Annotated in this window: 18 protein-coding genes; 6 read left to right on the forward strand and 12 right to left on the reverse strand. The window is 69.0% G+C overall.

All coding sequences use genetic code 11. From position 1 onward, the window contains the following. Positions 1-20: 20 nt before the first annotated feature. Positions 21-989 carry a LysR family transcriptional regulator gene (locus ACSQ86_RS28875; RefSeq protein WP_436310166.1) on the forward strand — a complete coding sequence of 323 codons (969 nt, stop codon included), beginning with the start codon at positions 21-23 and terminating at the stop codon, positions 987-989. 6 nt (positions 990-995) lie between these two features. Here the strand turns inward: ACSQ86_RS28875 and ACSQ86_RS28880 are convergent, their stop codons facing one another. From ACSQ86_RS28880 to ACSQ86_RS28900, 5 genes are read right to left on the reverse strand one after another with little or no spacing between them, the layout of a single operon-like run. Then, a complete protein-coding gene (locus ACSQ86_RS28880) occupies positions 996-1,673 on the reverse strand; it encodes a GntR family transcriptional regulator (protein ID WP_436294204.1) in 678 nt (225 codons plus the stop codon). A 50-nt stretch (positions 1,674-1,723) separates the two neighbouring features. Then, positions 1,724-2,695, reverse strand: coding sequence for a Bug family tripartite tricarboxylate transporter substrate binding protein (locus ACSQ86_RS28885; protein WP_436310167.1), 972 nt, complete (start codon positions 2,693-2,695; stop codon positions 1,724-1,726). Positions 2,696-2,723: 28 nt separating this feature from the next. Continuing rightward, positions 2,724-3,710 carry a zinc-binding dehydrogenase gene (locus tag ACSQ86_RS28890; protein ID WP_436306108.1) on the reverse strand — a complete coding sequence of 329 codons (987 nt, stop codon included), beginning with the start codon at positions 3,708-3,710 and terminating at the stop codon, positions 2,724-2,726. A 41-nt stretch (positions 3,711-3,751) separates the two neighbouring features. Next, positions 3,752-4,561: an enoyl-CoA hydratase gene (locus ACSQ86_RS28895; protein ID WP_436310168.1), complete on the reverse strand. Its 810-nt coding sequence runs from the start codon at positions 4,559-4,561 to the stop codon at positions 3,752-3,754. Continuing rightward, entirely contained in the window at positions 4,561-5,751 is a 1,191-nt protein-coding gene (locus ACSQ86_RS28900; protein ID WP_436310169.1) for a CaiB/BaiF CoA transferase family protein, read from the reverse strand. Before ACSQ86_RS28900 ends, ACSQ86_RS28895 begins: the two co-directional genes overlap by 1 nt. 133 nt (positions 5,752-5,884) lie before the next feature. On the opposite strand from ACSQ86_RS28900, the gene ACSQ86_RS28905 reads away from it, so the two are divergent. Genes ACSQ86_RS28905 through ACSQ86_RS28925 form a run of 5 tightly spaced genes read left to right on the forward strand, consistent with a single transcriptional unit; the run spans position 5,885 to position 10,760 of the window. Next, complete coding sequence (locus tag ACSQ86_RS28905) at positions 5,885-6,577, forward strand: GntR family transcriptional regulator (RefSeq protein WP_436310170.1); 693 nt, start codon at positions 5,885-5,887, stop codon at positions 6,575-6,577. 42 nt (positions 6,578-6,619) lie between these two features. Next, positions 6,620-7,591: a Bug family tripartite tricarboxylate transporter substrate binding protein gene (locus ACSQ86_RS28910; protein WP_436306112.1), complete on the forward strand. Its 972-nt coding sequence runs from the start codon at positions 6,620-6,622 to the stop codon at positions 7,589-7,591. A 49-nt stretch (positions 7,592-7,640) separates the two neighbouring features. Continuing rightward, complete coding sequence (locus ACSQ86_RS28915) at positions 7,641-9,011, forward strand: MmgE/PrpD family protein (RefSeq protein WP_436310171.1); 1,371 nt, start codon at positions 7,641-7,643, stop codon at positions 9,009-9,011. A gap of 58 nt (positions 9,012-9,069) precedes the next feature. After that, positions 9,070-9,945 carry a metal-dependent hydrolase gene (locus ACSQ86_RS28920; RefSeq protein WP_436306114.1) on the forward strand — a complete coding sequence of 292 codons (876 nt, stop codon included), beginning with the start codon at positions 9,070-9,072 and terminating at the stop codon, positions 9,943-9,945. Then, positions 9,945-10,760: an ABC transporter substrate-binding protein gene (locus ACSQ86_RS28925; protein WP_436310172.1), complete on the forward strand. Its 816-nt coding sequence runs from the start codon at positions 9,945-9,947 to the stop codon at positions 10,758-10,760. The genes ACSQ86_RS28920 and ACSQ86_RS28925 overlap by 1 nt, the downstream gene beginning before the upstream one ends. Here ACSQ86_RS28925 and ACSQ86_RS28930 read toward each other — a convergent pair. The 7 genes from ACSQ86_RS28930 to phnG all read right to left on the reverse strand — a co-directional run bounded on the left by ACSQ86_RS28930 (position 10,757) and on the right by phnG (position 16,664). Further along, a complete protein-coding gene (locus tag ACSQ86_RS28930; protein ID WP_436310173.1) occupies positions 10,757-11,905 on the reverse strand; it encodes an alpha-D-ribose 1-methylphosphonate 5-triphosphate diphosphatase in 1,149 nt (382 codons plus the stop codon). The two genes, ACSQ86_RS28925 and ACSQ86_RS28930, sit on opposite strands and share 4 nt — an antisense overlap. Continuing rightward, positions 11,902-12,618, reverse strand: coding sequence for a phosphonate C-P lyase system protein PhnL (gene phnL / locus ACSQ86_RS28935; protein WP_436306117.1), 717 nt, complete (start codon positions 12,616-12,618; stop codon positions 11,902-11,904). The genes ACSQ86_RS28930 and phnL overlap by 4 nt, the downstream gene beginning before the upstream one ends. Next, on the reverse strand, positions 12,615-13,397 hold the full coding sequence (phnK, locus tag ACSQ86_RS28940) for a phosphonate C-P lyase system protein PhnK (protein ID WP_436306118.1): 783 nt from the start codon (positions 13,395-13,397) through the stop codon (positions 12,615-12,617). Before phnK ends, phnL begins: the two co-directional genes overlap by 4 nt. Continuing rightward, positions 13,394-14,269 (reverse strand): alpha-D-ribose 1-methylphosphonate 5-phosphate C-P-lyase PhnJ, encoded by an 876-nt coding sequence (locus ACSQ86_RS28945; protein ID WP_436306119.1) that lies wholly within the window; start codon positions 14,267-14,269, stop codon positions 13,394-13,396. Before ACSQ86_RS28945 ends, phnK begins: the two co-directional genes overlap by 4 nt. Before the next feature lie 91 nt (positions 14,270-14,360). Continuing rightward, entirely contained in the window at positions 14,361-15,455 is a 1,095-nt protein-coding gene (locus ACSQ86_RS28950) for a carbon-phosphorus lyase complex subunit PhnI (protein ID WP_436306120.1), read from the reverse strand. Positions 15,456-15,457: 2 nt separating this feature from the next. Next, positions 15,458-16,090 (reverse strand): phosphonate C-P lyase system protein PhnH, encoded by a 633-nt coding sequence (gene phnH, locus ACSQ86_RS28955; RefSeq protein ID WP_436310174.1) that lies wholly within the window; start codon positions 16,088-16,090, stop codon positions 15,458-15,460. Between the two features lie 58 nt (positions 16,091-16,148). After that, positions 16,149-16,664 carry a phosphonate C-P lyase system protein PhnG gene (gene phnG / locus ACSQ86_RS28960; RefSeq protein WP_436306122.1) on the reverse strand — a complete coding sequence of 172 codons (516 nt, stop codon included), beginning with the start codon at positions 16,662-16,664 and terminating at the stop codon, positions 16,149-16,151. Positions 16,665-16,697: the final 33 nt, after the last annotated feature.

Below are 16,697 nucleotides of genomic sequence, written 5' to 3' on the forward strand. Positions count from 1 at the left end.
CGATGGAGAAAGGGCGCTCCATGCCGATCAACGAATTGCGTTCCATCGCGACCTTTGCGAAGGCTGCCGAGCTCGGCAGCTTGCGCCAGGCTGCCGCTGCCCAGGGCATGACGCCGCAGGCGGCGAGCCAGGCCTTGGCACAGCTGGAACAGCACCTCGGCGTGCGGCTGTTTCACCGCACGACGCGCAGCCTGTCGCTCACCGACGAGGGCCGGCAGTTCCTCGAGGCCGCGCAGCCGGCGTTGGTCGGCATGCAGCGCGCCCTTCACATGGCGCGTCAGGCCAAGGACGAGATCGCCGGGCCGCTGCGCATCGTCGGCCCGCATTCGGTTTTCGCGCCCGTGCTGTGGCCGGTGCTCGACGAGTTCTGCCGGCTGCATCCGGAAGTGCAGCCCGACGTGCAGTTGGACGACCGCATCGGCAACTGGGTGGAAGACCGCGTCGACGTGGGCTTTCGCGTCGGGCCCTCGCCGGCCGAGGGCGTCATCGCACGCAAGCTGTTTCCGCTGCAGCTCATCATCTGCGGGGCGCCGGCGTACCTGGCCCGCCATGGCGCGCCGGACAACCTCGACGCGCTCGCCGCGCACCGCTGCAGCGTCTTTCGCCGTCCGCGCAACGGCACGCTCATGCCCTGGTACGTCAAGGTGGAAGACAGCATCGTCGAGCACCACGTGGTGCCTGCGTTGTGCGTCAACGACGAGCCGCTGGAGACCGAAGCCGTGCTGGCCGGCCACGTCCTCGGGCTCCTGACCAGCGTCGCCGCTGCGCCGCACATTCGCGCGGGACGCCTGGTGCCGCTCTTGACCAGGCACGTGGCCGATCGCTCCAGCACCTTCATCTACTACGGAAGCCGCACCGCTCAGCCCATGCGCGTCAAGGCCTTCATCGACCTGGCCGTCAAACGCCTGGTCAACAACCCGGCCTACGTGCTGACTGCGAAGGAGCTGCAGGCTGCGGAAGCGAAGGGGCGAAAGACGGCACGTTCCTGAACTGCGTCAGGCGCCCGGCAGCTGCTCCTCGAAGTTCGACAGCAGCCGCGCCCTCCCGGCCAATACGTGACGTTCCGCCGCCGCGCGCGCGCGCGTGCGGTTCGATGCCGCGATCGCCTCGTAGATCGCGCGGTGCTCCACGTTCGAGCGGCGCATGTTGCCCGGCGCATTGAAGTACTTGCGCCGCACCAGGTGCAATTCCTTCACGTAGTCGTCGTAGGCCTGGTAGGCGCGCCGGTTGTTCGAAAGCGTGAGGATCAGCGCGTGGAACTGCAGGTTCAGCTCGTAGTAGAGCGTGCCGTCTTCCGCATCGCAGGCGGCGTCCATCGCCGCGAGCAGGTCCTCGAACTGCTTCTTGTGCTCTTCGGTCAGATGCTCGCAGGCCCGGTCGGCCGCATAGCCGAACACGAGCGCGCGCAGCTCGTAGATCTCGACCATCTCGCGCAGCGACAACTGCCGCACGTACACGCCGCGGTTGGTGACGGCATTGACGATGCCCAGCCCCGCCAGCACCTTGATGGCTTCGCGGATCGGCCCGCGGCTGGTGCCCATGCGCAGGGCCAGGGCCGCTTCGTTCAACCGCTCACCCGGCTTGAACTCGCCGGTGTAGATGAGTTGCTTGAGCTCATTGACGATGGCTTCCGATAGGGCGGAGCCACGGGTGCTTGAAGAGGGCGGGGGCATGCGCAATCCTAACTTCTGACCTGGTCGTGGACGCTTCCCCGCGCGGCCTCTCACTCGACCTTGACGTTCGCGCTCTTGACCAGCTTGACCCAGAACTTGCCGTCCTCGGCGAGGAAGCTGTCGAACTGCTCGGGCGATGCGGAGACGGACACCTCGGTGCCGTCGCGCGCCAACGAGGCCTTGACCGAGGACTGCTGCATCGCGCTGATGGTCGCGTCGTAGATCTTCCGGACGATGGCCGGCGGCGTCGCGGCCGGCACGAACATGCCATACCAGAACTCGAGGTGGTAGTCGGGCAGGCCGGCCTCCTTCATGCCCGGCAGCCCGGGCACCAGCGGCGAACGATCGCGCGTGCTGACGGCCAGCGCGAGCAGCCGGCCGCCGTTGGCCATGGGCAGCACCGAGGGCGAGGTGCCGAAGGTCAGCTGCGTGTCGCCCGCCATCACCGACTGGATCGCCAGGCTGCCGCCGCGGTACGGGATGTGCGTCATTTCCGCGCCGGTCACCTGGCTGAACAGCGCGGCGCCCAGGTGCGGTGCCGAGCCGTTGCCGGAGGTCGAGTAGTTGAGCTTGCCGGGGTCCTTCTTGGCTGCCGCGATGAGGTCGGCGACCGAGCGGATGCCGGTCGCCGGGTGGACCGCCAGCACCAGCGGCGAGGTGGTCATCTTGGTCACGGCCTTGAGGTCGCGTGCCGAGTACGGCAACTTGGGATTGAGCGCCGGATTCACCGAGATGCTGCTGGGGCTCGCGATCAGCAGCGTGTAGCCGTCGGGCGCCGACTTGGCCACCAGGTCCGCCGCGATGCTCGAGCCGTTGCCCGGCTTGTTGTCGACCACCACCGGCTGCCCGAGCGCCTTGCCGAGCGCTTCGCTCATGGCGCGCGCCACGTAGTCGGCCGCACCACCCGGGGCAAAACCGATCACGAGGCGAATCGGCTTGCTCGGATAGTCCGCGGGCTGCGCCCAGGCGGCGCACGCGAACGCGCACAGACCCCATGCCAGGACGAGGTTCTTGGTTCTCATCTGCTTGTCTCCTTTGTGTTCTTGGGAATCAGGCCGCGGCCGGCATGCGCAGGACGATCTTTCCGACATGGCCGCCGGATTCCATGCGTGCCTTGGCTTCTTCCAGGCGGGCGAAGTCGAAGACCCGGTCGATCCGCGGCCTGATCCGGCCGGCTGCGATGTGCGGCAGCACCTCCGCCACGAAGGCGGGCACCGCCGCTGCGCGCTGCGCCTTGCTGCGCAGCTTGTTGGACACGCCGAACACGGTGAGCCGCTTCGCATGCAGGGCGGCGAGGTCGAGCTCGGCGTGCACCACGCCGTCGACATAGCCCACGGTGGCGAGCCGGCCTTCGAAAGCCATGGCGCGAATGTTCTCTGCGAAGACCGTGCCGCCCACCGTGTTGACGACCAGGTCCGCGCCGTGCTGTTGCGTCGCCTCCATCACCGCGGCAGCGAAGTCGGGCGCGCGCGTGCAGATGGCGACATCCAGGCCGAGCGGCTGCAGCGAGGCCAGCTTGTCGGCCGAGCCCGAGGTGCCGATGACCTTCGCGCCCAGCGCCTTGGCCAGCTGGAGGCTTGCCACCCCCACGCCCGAAGACACGCCATTGATCAGGACCCAACCGCCGGCCTGGAGCCGGCCCTGCAGCACCAGCATGTCGTAGGAAACCAGGAAGGTCAGCGCGACGCTGGCGGCCTCGTCCCACGACAGCCCGGATGGCACAGCCATCGCCTCGGCCTCCTCCATGAGCGCGAACTCGGCGAACGCGCCGGCACAGCGGCCCATGACCCGGTCCCCCGGCCTGAAGCGGGTGACTTCCGCCCCGACGGCAACGACCTCGCCGGCGCCTTCCCCGCCGATCGCCTTCCAGCTGCCGGCTGCGCCGTGCAAGCCATGGCCGGCCACGAACTCGCCGCGGTTGAGCGACGCGGCGTGCATGCGCAACAGCAACTGCTGCGGGCCCGGCTGCGGCACGGCAACCTCGCGCAGTTCCAGAAGCGTTGCCGCATCGCTCATCTGCATCCAGTACGACTGCATGGTGTCTCCTTGGTTTTTCGTGAACGGCTAGCGGCCGGTGGCTAGCGGCCGGTGAAGACCGGCTTGCGCTTCTGCATGAAGGCGGTGCGGCCTTCGGTGTAGTCGGCGCTTTCGAAGCAGCCGCGGATCAGCGACGCGCACAGGGCCTCGTCCAACGCCGGCGAGGGCTTGAGGATCTCGCGCGTGATCGCCTTGCCCGCCGCCACGGTCAGCGGCGCGTTCTCGGCGATGGCGCCGGTGTACTCGGCCAGCAGCTTGTCGAGCGCGGCCGGCGCGCTCACGCGCGTCACGAGGCCGAGCGACTTGGCCTCCGCGGCATCGATGCGCCGGGCGGTGAAGAACAGGTCCTTGGCCGCGCCCGGGCCGATCAGATCGACCAGGTTCTTCATCGCGGAGTAGCGGTAGCCCAAGCCCAGCCGCGCCGCCGGAATCGAGAACACCGAGTCCTCGGACGCGATGCGGATGTCGCAACTGATCGCCACGTTCACCCCGCCGCCGATGCAGTAGCCGCGGATGCAGGCCAGCGTCGGCTTGGCGAAGTCGTGGATGCTCATCAGCGCCTCTTCGGCCATCGCCTCGTAGCGCGCCACGGCCTCGCGCGCGGCGCGCATGTCCTCGAACTGCGAGATGTCGGCGCCCGAGACGAAGGCCTTCTCGCCCGCGCCGGAGAAGACGACCAGGCGCACCCGGTCGTCGTCCTGTGCCATGCGAAGCAGCCGCGGCACGGCTTCCCACATGTCGACCGAGAGCGCGTTGTGCCGCGCCGGGTTGTTGAAGCGGACGTGCAGCGTGCTGGCGTCGAGCCAGGTCTGCACGCGTTCGGTGCTGGATTCGTAGGCGGGATTCGACATCAATAGACTCCGGTCGCTTTCATGCGGGCGAGATCGTCCCGGCCGATACCGAGTTCGAGCAGGACTTCCTCCGTGTGTTCTCCGCGCCGCGGGGCAGCGCGGGCAATGGTGCTGGGCGTGCGCTCCAGCTGCATCGGCTGGCCGACCAGCCGCTGGGGCCCAAGCCGGGGCGAGACCACCTCCTTGACCATGCCCAGGTGCCGGACCTGCGGCTCCGCAAAGACTTCGCGCATGTCGCTGATGAGGCCGCAGGCCACGCCGCCGGCATTGAACTCTTCGATCCAGTGGCTGCGGTCGCGCGCGGCGAGGCGCCGGTTGATCTCGACGTTGAGCGCATCGCGGTTGAGCGAACGCCCCGCCTTGTCGTGGTAGCGCTCGTCGCTGATCCATTCGGGCGCGCCGAGGATGTTGCAGAAGCGCTCCCAGATCTTGGAGCCGAACACGGCGATGTTGAGATAACCGTCGCGTGCCTTGTAGACCCCCGTCGGGATGCTGGTCGGATGGAAGTTGCCGGCCTGCACGCCGACTTCGCCGTCGATCAGGTAGCGCGAGGTCTGGAAGTCCAGCATGTAGACCATCGACTCCAACAGCGAGGTGTGAAGCCACTGGCCGCGACCGGAGGATTCGCGCTCGAGCAAGGCCACCAGGATGCCTTGCGCCGCGAAGATCCCGGCGCACAGGTCGGCGATCGGGATGCCGACGCGCACCGGGCCGTCGCCCGGCAGGCCGGTCACCGACATCAGTCCGCCCATGCCCTGCGCGATCTGGTCGAAGCCCGGCCGTTTCGCCAGCGGGCCGGTCTGGCCGAAGCCGGAGATGCTGGCGTAGACCAGGCCCGGGTTGTCCGCCGCGAGCGTCTCGTAGTCGATGCCGAGGCGGAACTTCACATCCGGCCTGAAGTTCTCGACCACCACGTCGGCGCCGGCGATCAGGCGCTTCAAAGTGGCGACGCCTTCTTCTTGCTTGAGGTTGAGCGTGATCGAGCGCTTGTTGCGGTGCGTGTACTGGTAGTCGGAACCGTCCTGCCCGCCCAGGGTGTCATCGCCGCGCATGTGCTCGGGCATCTGCACCTGGATGACGTCGGCGCCCCAGTCGGCGAGCTGCCTGCAGGCGGTGGGGCCGGCGCGAACCTGCGTCAGGTCGATCACGCGGAAGCGTTGCAGGGCGGAGGAGGCAGGCAGGTGTGGCATTCGGCGGGAATTTGATGGCCTTGAATGGGATGGATTGTTTTCATCGATCGATAAAGTGTCAACACTTTTATTGAAAGAGTGGACATATTGAAAGGCACTCGTATACGATATGCCGACCTACGAAGGACTTTGCATGCTGCCCTGGCTCGCCGATCCGGCCCCTGACCGCCTCTCGACCGTGCGCGATATCCCGCTGGCCAAGCTGGCCCGCGACGACATGCTTTCCATGATCCTGCGGGGCGAACTGCTACCGGGTCAGCGCATCAACGAGCCCGACGTCGCCGGCCGGCTCGGCATTTCCCGCGTGCCGGTGCGCGAAGCCCTGCGCGAACTCGAAAGCACCGGCCTGGTGGTGGCGCGCAAGCACGCCGGCGTCTTCGTGCGCGAGCCGAGCGCGGACGAGGTGCGCGACCTCTATGAGATGCGCGGGCTGCTCGATGGTTTTGCAGGGCGGCGCGCGGCGCGACTCGACGCCCTGCCGCGCATCGCGCTGGCCGATGCGCTCGATGCCTCCATCGCTGCCATGAATGCCGCCGCTGCCGCGCAGGACGTTCAGCGCTACTACCGCGAGAACCTGCATTTCCACTGGGCGATCGTGGAGGCCGCGGGCAACCAGGCGCTGGCCAACACCTACCGCGGCGTGGTGCAGAAGCTGCACCTCTCGCGGCTGAAGAACCTTTCGCGGGACACCGGGATGACCGTATCGATCGCCGAGCACGTGGCGATCGCCCGCGCGCTTCGGGAAGGCGATGTCGCGCGCTGCGAAAAGCTCATGGCGCGCCACGTCGGCGATGCCTACGTCCGGCTTCAGGGTGCGGTGCGCTGAACAGCCGAACCCTCTTTCCCAGACAACTCAAGGAGACAAACCATGCAACGACGCACCTTCGTCCTCGCCCTCCCGCCGGCCTTGATCGGGCTGCCGCGGTTGGCGCATGCCCAGGCCTACCCGAACAAGCCCATCCGCTACATCGTGCCGGTGTCCGCGGGCGGCGGCAGCGACATGGTCGGCCGCACCGTGACCGAGCGCTGGGGCAAGGCCCTGAACCAGACCTTCGTGGTGGACAACCAGGCCGGCGGCGGCGGCGTGATCGCATCGCAGAACACCGCGCGCGCGCCGGCCGATGGCTACACCCTGATGCAGGGCTACGTCGCCACCCACGGCACCAGCCCGGCCACGCGCAAGCTGCCCTACGACGCGGTCAAGGACTTCACGCCCATCGGCATGATCGGCGGCACGCCCAACGTGCTGGTGGTCAACGCCGACGTGCCGGCCAAGGATTTCAAGCAGTTCGTTGCCTACGCGAAGGCCAATCCGAGCAAGATCAGCTACGGCTCGGCCGGCGCGGGATCGCTCACCCACCTGACCATGGAGCTCTTCAAGCAGCAGGTCGGCGCGTTCATGCTGCACGTGCCCTACCGCGGCATCGCGCCGGCCTTCACCGACCTGGTGGGCGGCCAGACGCAAGCCATGTTCCCGGGCCTGGCCGCGGCGATGCCGCACATCCGGTCGCAGCGCGTGCGCCCGCTGGCCGTCACTGGTACAACGCGCCACCCGGCGCTGCCGGACGTGCCGACGCTCGAGGAGCTCGGCCTCAAGGGCTTCGATGCCATGCAGTGGTACGGCGTGGTCGGCCCGGCCGGCATGCCTGCCGACATCGTTCGCCAGCTCAACGAATCGCTCAACGCGGTACTGAAGGCGCCGGACCTGCGGGAGAAGCTCTCGGTCGAGGCCGTCGAACCCATGCCCATGAGCGCCCAGCAGTTCGGCGACTACATCCGCGCCGACATCGCGCGCTGGACCAAACTCGCCCGCGATCGCAACATCCAGCTCGACAACTAGCGCGCGCTTACCCCTTTTTCTTTCAACCACTCCGCAAGACATTTCACCCATGGCCCGCAATACCCAGGTCGCCGCCGACCACAACGCCCCGCCCGTCACGCGCATCCTCGCCGAGTACGTGGCCAACCATCCATCGCGCGGCTGGAGCGACGCGGTGGACCACGAGGCGCACCGCACCTTCCTCAACTGGTTCGGCTGCGCCGTCGGCGCGGCGCGCCACGAAGCCGTCGAAGCCGCGCTGGCCGCGGTGCAGATGCTGCAGCCCGCTGCGCAGGCCACCGTGCTCGGCCGCGCCGAGAAGGTCGACATCGCAAGCGCCGCGCTGCTCAACGGCATCAGCTCGCACACCTTCGATTTCGACGACACGCACCTGAAGACCATCATCCACCCGGCCGGCCCGGTGGCCTCTGCGGTGCTGGCGCTTGCCGAGCACACCGGCGCGAGCGGCCGCACGGTGCTCGACGCGCTGGTGCTCGGCATCGACGTCGCCTGCCGCCTGGGCAACACGGTCTACCCCGAGCACTACGACCGCGGCTGGCACATCACCGGCACCACCGGCATGCTGGGCGCTGCGGCGGGCTGTGCTCGTCTGCTGGGCCTCGATGCGGAGAAGACCGCCATGGCACTCGGCATCGCCGCCTCGCAACCGGTCGGCCTGCGCGAGCAGTTCGGCACCATGACCAAGCCCTTCCATCCCGGCGGCGCAGCGCGCGCCGGCCTGATGGCCGCGCTGATGGCGAAGCACGGCTACACGGCGAGCCCGAAGGCGATCGAAGCGCCGCGCGGCTGGGCGCAGGTGGTGTCGACCAAGTGCGCATGGAATGAAGTCACGGACGAACTGGGCGAACGCTTCGAGATCTCCTTCAACAGCTACAAGCCCTTTGCCTGCGGCATCGTGATCCATCCGAGCATCGACGCCTGCGTGCAGCTGCGCGAGCGCGGCATCGCGCCGGAGCAGATCGAGCGCATCGAGCTCAAGGTCCACTCGCTGGTGCTCGAACTCACCTGCAAGAAGGAGCCGGCCGACGGCCTGCAGGGCAAGTTCAGCGTCTATCACGGGTGTGCGGCGGGCCTGCTGTTCGGGCGCGCGGCCGAGGAAGAGTTCGCGGACGCCATCGTGACGCGCCCCGACGTGGTCGCGCTGCGCCGCAAGGTGGTCGCGACGGTGGACGACAAGATCGACGAGGCGAGCGCCGACGTGACCGCGGTGCTCACCGATGGCCGGCGCGAGCACGTGTTCGTCGAACACGCGATCGGCTCGCTGCAGCGGCCGATGAGCGACGAGGACCTGGCGCGCAAGTTCCACGGTCTGGCCGATGCGGTCGTCGGCGCGCAGCGCAGCTCGACGCTGCTGGCCGGATGCTGGGCGCTGGGCGAGGCAGGAGACGTTCGCACGCTCACGGCCCTGGCGCGCCCCTAGGCCGCTCGTGGCGTGGACCGGTAGTTCATTCGTCAAAGAAAGAAAGAGAGAGAAGCACATGAAAAGATTCGTTTCCCTTCTTCTGGCTACCGCGTTCGCAGCCGGCCTCGCCGGGTGCGCGGGCACCTCCACGCAGGCGCCGCCGGCGCTGCAGCCCACGGCACCGGGCAGCATTGCCTCCGGCAAGGCGGAAGTCCTCTGGCTCGGGCAGTCCACCATGCGCATCACCACGCCCGGCGGCAAGGTCCTCGTGGTCGACCCCTGGCTCATCACCAACCCGAAGACACCGCCCCCATACAAGCAGTTGAACGCGCTGGGCAAGGTCGACCTGATTCTCGTGACGCATGCCCACGCCGACCATTTCGCCGATGCCCCCGCGCTGGCCAGGATGCACAACGCGCCCGTCTACAACGCGGGCGGCATGGGCCAGAGCATCATCACCCTCGGCATCTTGCCTGCGGCGCTGGTGCAACGCTTCGGCAAAGGCGGCACCGTCGCGCCATTCGGCGCCACGGGCCCGAAGATCACGGCGGTCCACGCCGAGCACGCCTCCGAGCTGGCGTGGAAGAACCCCGCCACCGACAAGGACGAGACGCACTACGGCGGCGAGCCGGTGGGCTACATCATCGAACTGGAGAACGGCTTCAAGATCTGGCACATGGGCGATACCGGCCTGTTCGGCGACATGCGGCTGATCGGCGAGACCTACAAGCCCGACCTCGTGCTGATCCCGATCGGCGGCCACTTCACCATGGGACCGCAGGATGCCGCCACGGCGGTGCGCGACATGATCAAGCCGAAGTACGCGATCCCCATGCACTACGGCACGTCCCCTTTGCTTCGCGGCACGCCCGCCGAGTTCTCTTCCGCGCTCGGCGCCGCGTCCGCCACCCGCGTGCTGGTGCCGGAGCCGGGCCAGAAGGTCGACTTCTGATGGCCGCCACGCGCCGCGCCTTCTGTGCCGCGAGCGCGCTGGTGCTGGCCGGCTGCGCCGGCACCCGGTCCAACCCGCCGGCGGGCGCCATCGCGCAGCTCGGCGCCACCGGCAAGCTGCGCGCCGCCATCAATTTCGGCAACCCGATCCTGGCCAGCCGCGGCCCGGGCGGCGAGCCGCGCGGCGTGTCGGTGGACCTTGCGCGCGAGGCGGCACGCCGTCTCGGGCTGGCCGTCGAGCTGGTGCAGTTCAACTCCGCCGGCAACGTCGTGGAAGCCATGAAGGCGCAACAGGTCGACCTGGCCTTCGTGGCGATCGACCCGGTGCGCGCAGCGGACATGGAATACACCGCGCCCTACGTGATCATCGAAGGCGCCTACCTGGTGCGCAACGGCTCGCCGCTGCAAGGCAACGCGGAGGTCGACCGCACGGGCACCCGCGTCGTGGTGGGCCGCGGCAGCGCCTACGACCTGTTCCTCACGCGCGAGCTGAAGACCGCCACGCTGGTGCGCGCACCGACCTCGCCAGCAGTCACCGACATGTTCCTGGCGCAGAACCTCGAAGTGGCCGCGGGCGTGAAGCAGCAGCTGGAAGCGGACGCCAAGCGCGTGGGTGGCGTGCGCCTGCTGCCCGGGCGTTTCATGGTCATCGAGCAGGCCATGGGTGTGCCGAAGGGCCGGACCGCCGCCCAGGCCTGGCTCAGCGGCTTCATCGAGGAGATGAAGGCCTCCGGCTTCGTTGCGGACGCGCTGGAGCGGCATGGCATCGAAGGTGCCGCCGTGGCGCCGCGAAGCAGCGCGGCGAATCGCACCTAAAGCACGCGGCGCCCTTCGCGCCACACGCCGCGCACCACCGCGTGCCGCGAGCCATCCGCCAGCTCGGCCATGCGCACCTGCACCAGGTCGGCACGCAGGCCGGGCTCGATCGCGCCGCGGTCGTGCAGGCCGGTGGCCTTGGCCGGTGCGCGGGTGACGGTGGCCACCGCCTGCGGCAGCGTGAGGATCTCGTCCTCCACCAGCCGCATCACGGCACCGAGCAGGCTGCTCGGCACGTAGTCGGAGGAGAGGATGTCGAGCAGGCCGTGGCGCGCCAGCTCGGCCGCCGCCACGTTGCCCGAATGCGAGCCGCCGCGAACGACGTTGGGCCCGCCCATCACGGTGGAGAGCCCGCGCTCGCGCGCCGCGCCCGCGGCGGCCAGCGTGGTCGGAAACTCGGACATGCTCGCGCCTTCGGCATGGGCCTGTTCGACGTGCGCGACGGTGGTGTCGTCGTGGCTCGCGAGCGCGATGCCGTGCGCGCGGCAGTAGTCGACGAAGTGGCGGCGGTGCGGCTCGGCGTACTGGGCCTGCAACGTGGCGGCATGCGCGACCTGGCGCTCGAACTTCTCGGCGCTCCAGCCCTTCTTGCCGGTGTAGTAGATGCGCGCGACCTCGAGGTTTTCCCACTGGCGCTGGCCCGGCGTGTGGTCCATCAGCGAGATCAGCGACACGCGCGGATGGCCATGGAAGGGCTCGAAGAGCTCGATGGTGTTGGGCGCCGGCAGTTCGCAGCGCACGTGCAGGTGGTGGTCGGCGCGCAGCAGGTCCTGGGCGGTGCAGTTGTCGAGCGTTGCCAGCGTCTTGGTCCAGGTGCTGCCGCGCAGGCTTTCGGTGTCGGACTCGCCGACGCCGAGCGCATCGAACACGGTGGTGATGCCTGCGGCCGCCACCTCGGCATCGTGCGCCAGGAGGGCCGGCAGCTCGGCCCATTGCACCTTGGGGCGCGGCATCAGGTGGCGCTCGAAGTTGTCGGTATGGACCTCGACCAGGCCGGGCAGCAGGTAGTCGTCCTCGAGGTCGATGGTGGCCACGCCCGTATCGCCGTTGTGCAGCGCCGCGATGCAGCCGTCCGCGACCGAGAGGCTGCCGCGCACCACCTCGCCGGGCAGGACCATGCGCGCGTTCTTGAAGACGGTGTTCATGCGGGACTCCTGAAGTCGGCGACGTTGACACGGCGTGTCGCCACGGCGGCGCCGACCTCCGCATCATGGAAGATGCCGACCATCGCGGCGCCGCGCGCTGCCGCCTCGCGGATCAGTTCGATCACGGTGCGCGTGTTGGCCGCATCGAGCGAAGCGGTCGGTTCGTCCAGCAGCAGCAGCGGCTTGGGCTTGATCATGTTGCGTGCGATGTTGATGCGCTGCTGCTCGCCGCCCGAGAAGGTGGCGGGCGGCAGATGCCACAGGCGTTCGGGAATGGAAAGGCGCGTGAGCCACTTGCGCGCTTCCTCGCGCGCGGCTTCGAGGGCGGTGGGGTCGTCGCCCGCATCCTCGGCCAGCGGCTCGGCCACGACGTCGAGCGCCGGCACGCGCGGGATCACGCGCAGGAACTGACTCACGTAGCCGATGGTGTCGCGGCGCAGGCGCACCAGCTCCCGCGGATCGGCCTCGGTCACCTCGACCGGCGCACCGCCCGGCGGCTGCACCGTGATGCGGCCTGCGCTGGCGCGGTAGTTGGCATGGATGAGCTTGAGTAGCGTGCTCTTGCCCAGGCCCGAGGCGCCGTCGAGCACCACGCATTCGCCGGCCGAGACGCTGAGCTCGAGGCCCTCGAACACCGAGAGCTCGAGATGGTTCTGTTGATGGAGGGTGAAGCGCTTGGCCACCCCGCGCAGTTGAAGAAGGGGCGCGGTCATGGTTGCAGTACCGAGGAAACGAGAAGCTGGGTGTAGGGATGCTGCGGGTCGTCCAGCACCTGGTCGGTGAGGCCGGCTTCGACCACGCGGCCCTTCTGCATCACCATCATGCGGTGCGCGAGCAGCCGGGCCACCGCGAGGTCGTGCGTGACCACAATGGCGGCGAGCTGCATCTGGCGCGTGAGCTGGCGCAGCAGGTCGAGCAGGCGGGCCTGCACCGAGACGTCGAGGCCGGAGGTCGGCTCGTCCATGAACACCAGGCGCGGCCGGGTGACCAGGTTGCGCGCGATCTGCAGGCGCTGGCGCATACCGCCGGAGAAGGTGCGCGGCGCATCGTCGATGCGCTGCGGATCGATCTCGACGCGCTGCAACCATTCCGATGCGGTAGCGCGCAGGCGCCCGTAGTGCCGCTCGCCGAGGCCCATCAGGCGCTCGCCGACGTTGGCGCCGGCCGAGACATCCATGCGCAGGCCGTCGGCCGCGTTCTGGTGCACGAAGCCCCAGTCGGTGCGCGCGAGCAGGCGCTGCTCGGCCTCGCTCATCGCAAAGACCTCCTGCAGGCCGCCGCTGCGCGTGTGGAACTGCACGCTGCCCTCGTCGGGCCGGCTGCGGGCCGCGACCGCATCGAGCAGCGTGGTCTTGCCGGAGCCCGACTCGCCGACCACGGCCAGCACTTCGCCGGGCCAGAGATCGAAGGAGGCGTCTTGCAGCGCGACGCGATCTCCGTAGCGCTTGCCGATGCCGCGCACGCGCAGCAGGGGGAGGGTGACGCTCTTCATTCGACCTCCTCCAATTGCTGTGCCGGCATCGCCGGACTCTGCGCTTGCTGCCGCGACTGGCAGTAGTCCGAGTCGGAGCACACATGCATGCGTGTGCCGCTGTCGTCGGTGATGACCTCGTCGAGGAAGCTGTCGGTGGCGCCGCACAGCGCGCAGGCTGCGTCCCAGCGCTGCACTTCGAAGGGATGGTCCTCGAAGCCCAGGCTTTCGACCGCGGTGTAGGGCGGCACGGCATAGATGCGCTTCTCGCGGCCGGCGCCGAAGAGCTGCAGCGCGGGGTTCATGTGCATCTTGGGGTTGTCGAACTTGGGGATGGGCGAGGGCGACATCACGTAGCGCTCGTTCACCAGCACCGGGTAGTCGTAGGTGGTCGCGATATGGCCGTAGCGCGCGATGTCCTCGTAGAGCTTGACGTGCATCAGGCCGTACTCGGCCAGCCCGTGCAGCGTGCGCGTGACGGTCTCGCGCGGTTCCAGGCGTTGCATGGGCTCGGGCACCGGCACCTGATAGACCAGCACCTGGCCTTCGGCCAAGGGCGCCTCGGGGATGCGGTGGCGGGTCTGGATCAGCGTGGCCTCCTGCGTGCGCGTGGTGGTCGCGACCCCGGTGGTGCGTTCGAAGAAGCGCCGGATGTTGACCGCGTTGACGGTGTCGTCGGAGCCCTGGTCGATGACCTTGAGCACGTCCTTCGGGCCGATCACCGCGGCCGTGACCTGGATGCCGCCGGTACCCCAGCCGTAGGGCAGCGGCATCTCGCGCGAGCCGAAGGGCACCTGGTAGCCGGGGATGGCCACGGCCTTGAGGATGGCGCGGCGGATCATGCGCTTGGTGCGCTCGTCGAGGTAGGCGAAGTTGATGTTCGTGTCTGTCATTGGGCAACCTCCCCCAGGCTTGTCACTTCGTGTACTTCGCGCACCCCCTCCTGAAGGAGGGGGCGAGCGCCTTCGGGCGGACGGGCGGCGCTCATTCGTCGTCTCCCTGTGCGGGCGCGCTGCGCATGCGGCGCACCAGTTCCAGTTCGGACTGGAAGTCCACGTAGTGCGGCAGCTTCAGGTGCTGCACGAAGCCGGAGGCTTCGAGGCTGTCGCTGTGCGAGAGCACGAACTCCTGCATCTGCGCCGGCGATTCGACCGCCTCGCCGAGCTCGTCGGCGCGCAAGGCACGGTCGACCAGGCTCATCGCCATCGCCTTGCGCTCGCTGTGGCCGAAGGCCAGCCCGTAGCCGCGCGTGAACTGCGGCGGCTCGGTCTTGCTGCCGGCGAACTGGTTGACCATTTCGCACTCGGTGATCTCCATGTCGCCGATCGAGATCGAAAAGCCCAGCTCCTCGGGCTCGATCTCGAGCGCGACGCTGCCGAAGCGGATCTCGCCGACGAAGGGATGGCTGTGCGAATAGCCGCGCTGGGTGGAGTAGGCCATCGCAAGCAGAAAGCCTTCGTCGCCGCGCGCGAGATTCTGCAGCCGCGTCGCACGATCGGCCGGAAAGCGCAGCGGCTCGCGCGTCAGGTCCACCGGGGCCGGATCGCCGGGGGGCACGGGGCGGGTCTCGATCAGGCTTTCGTGGTTGAGCAGGTCGACCACGCGCGGCGTGACGGCGGGTGTGTCGGCTGGCGCTGCTGCTGGGGCAGCCTGGCCTGTTGCGCCGCCGCCGCTCGCGAGCAGCGTGAAGTCGAGCAGGCGCTGCGTGTAGTCGTAGGTCGGGCCCAGCACCTGCCCGCCGGGCAGGTCCTTGAAGGTGGCGGAGATGCGGCGGTCGAGCTGCATGCGCGCGGTGTCCAGCGGCACGCTGGTGCCCAGGCGCGGCAGCGTGGCGCGGTAGGCGCGCAAGAGGAAGATGGCTTCGACCAGGTCGCCCGAGGCCTGCTTGATCGCGAGCGCGGCGAGCTCGGGGTCGTAGACCGAGCCCTCGGTCATCACGCGGTCGACCGCGAGCTTGAGCTGCTCGCGGATCTGCTGCACTGAGAGCTCCGGCGTGGCCGGGTCGCCGCGGCGCTGCTCGGCCAGCAGGCGCAAGCTGTGGAGGATGGCGGCTTCGCCACCCTTGACGGCAACGTACATGCTCAGTGCTCCAGCTCGATGTGGGTGGTGCGCGGCAGGCCGACGATCTGGTGCTCGGTGGCGAGGAACAGGTCGACGCCGCGCGGGAAGGCCGCCTGCTGCGCGGCGTGCTGGGCGATCAGCTTTTCGGCGCGCTCCTGCGGCAAGCCGTCGACGCACAAGCGCGTCTCTGTGCGGATGCCCGGCCCGCGCAGCGTCCATCCTTCGGCGTCGGCGCCGTCGGCCAGCGAGGGCACGTCCACCACGCAGGTGGCTGACTGGTCGGGGTAGGTGTCGCTGCCCTGCGCGAAGCGCTCGAGCGCGGGCGCTTCGTCGCCGCCGGCGATCCAGGCGAACTGGGCCTCACCCGGATCGTCGACGATCACGCAGCCGCAATGAAAGCGCAGCCAGGCCGCGGCATCGCTCTTGGCCAGCATCGGCGAGAGCCAGAGCTTGCAATCCGGATCGAGCAGCGCGAGCAGCAGCGCGGCCGAAGCCGCATGCCCGTGCCTGGGCACTTCGGCATCGTGCGGCAGGTCGACGATGCGGCCCGGGTGCGAGAGGGCCTCCAGCGCAGCGCGGAACACGGCCTGGCTGCCGAGCGCGAGATCCGAGAAACCCGCGCCGACCTTGGAGAGATCTGTGGTGCTGTTCATTGGGTAACCTCCGCGCTGTGCGCTGCGGTGCTATTCGACTTGGGAGCGGCCCGGCGTCTCATGCGTTCTCCTCTTCGTCTCCATCGGCACCGCCGGCTTCGCGCGCAACGGTGAAGAACTCGACCTTGCTGCCCTGCGCACGCGCATGGCGCTCGGCGCGCTCGCGGGCCAGGTGCTGGCGCACGGGCGCGAGCAGTTGCGCATCGAGCGCGTCCTGCTGCGCCGGGTCTTGCAGCAGCGCATCGGCCACCGCCGCCAGCTGCGCTTGCCGGTGCGAGCGGCCCAGCACATAGGCGACGCCGACCGCCGCGCCTTCGTGCGCGACGCCATGCAGGCGCAGCGCACAGCGCGTGAGCGTGACCTCGCCGAGGTTGAAACGCTCGCCCGTGCCGCCGGCGCGGCCCTGGACCATCATGAGGCCCGTCTCGGGCGCGCGCAGCCACTGCGGCGTGCGCTGGGCGTGCTCGCCGAGCGCCGGCTCCAGCAGCGAGAGCGGCGCCCGCGCCAGCACGGCCATCCACTGCGCGCGGCTCGGCGGCCGGCTCGCAGGATGGTTGTCAAAGGCATGAAACATGTGGGTGTTAATCTGGGAAAGTTGTATAGACAA

This window comes from Variovorax sp. LjRoot130 (assembly GCF_964253755.1).
Taxonomy (GTDB): Bacteria; Pseudomonadota; Gammaproteobacteria; order Burkholderiales; family Burkholderiaceae_C; genus Variovorax.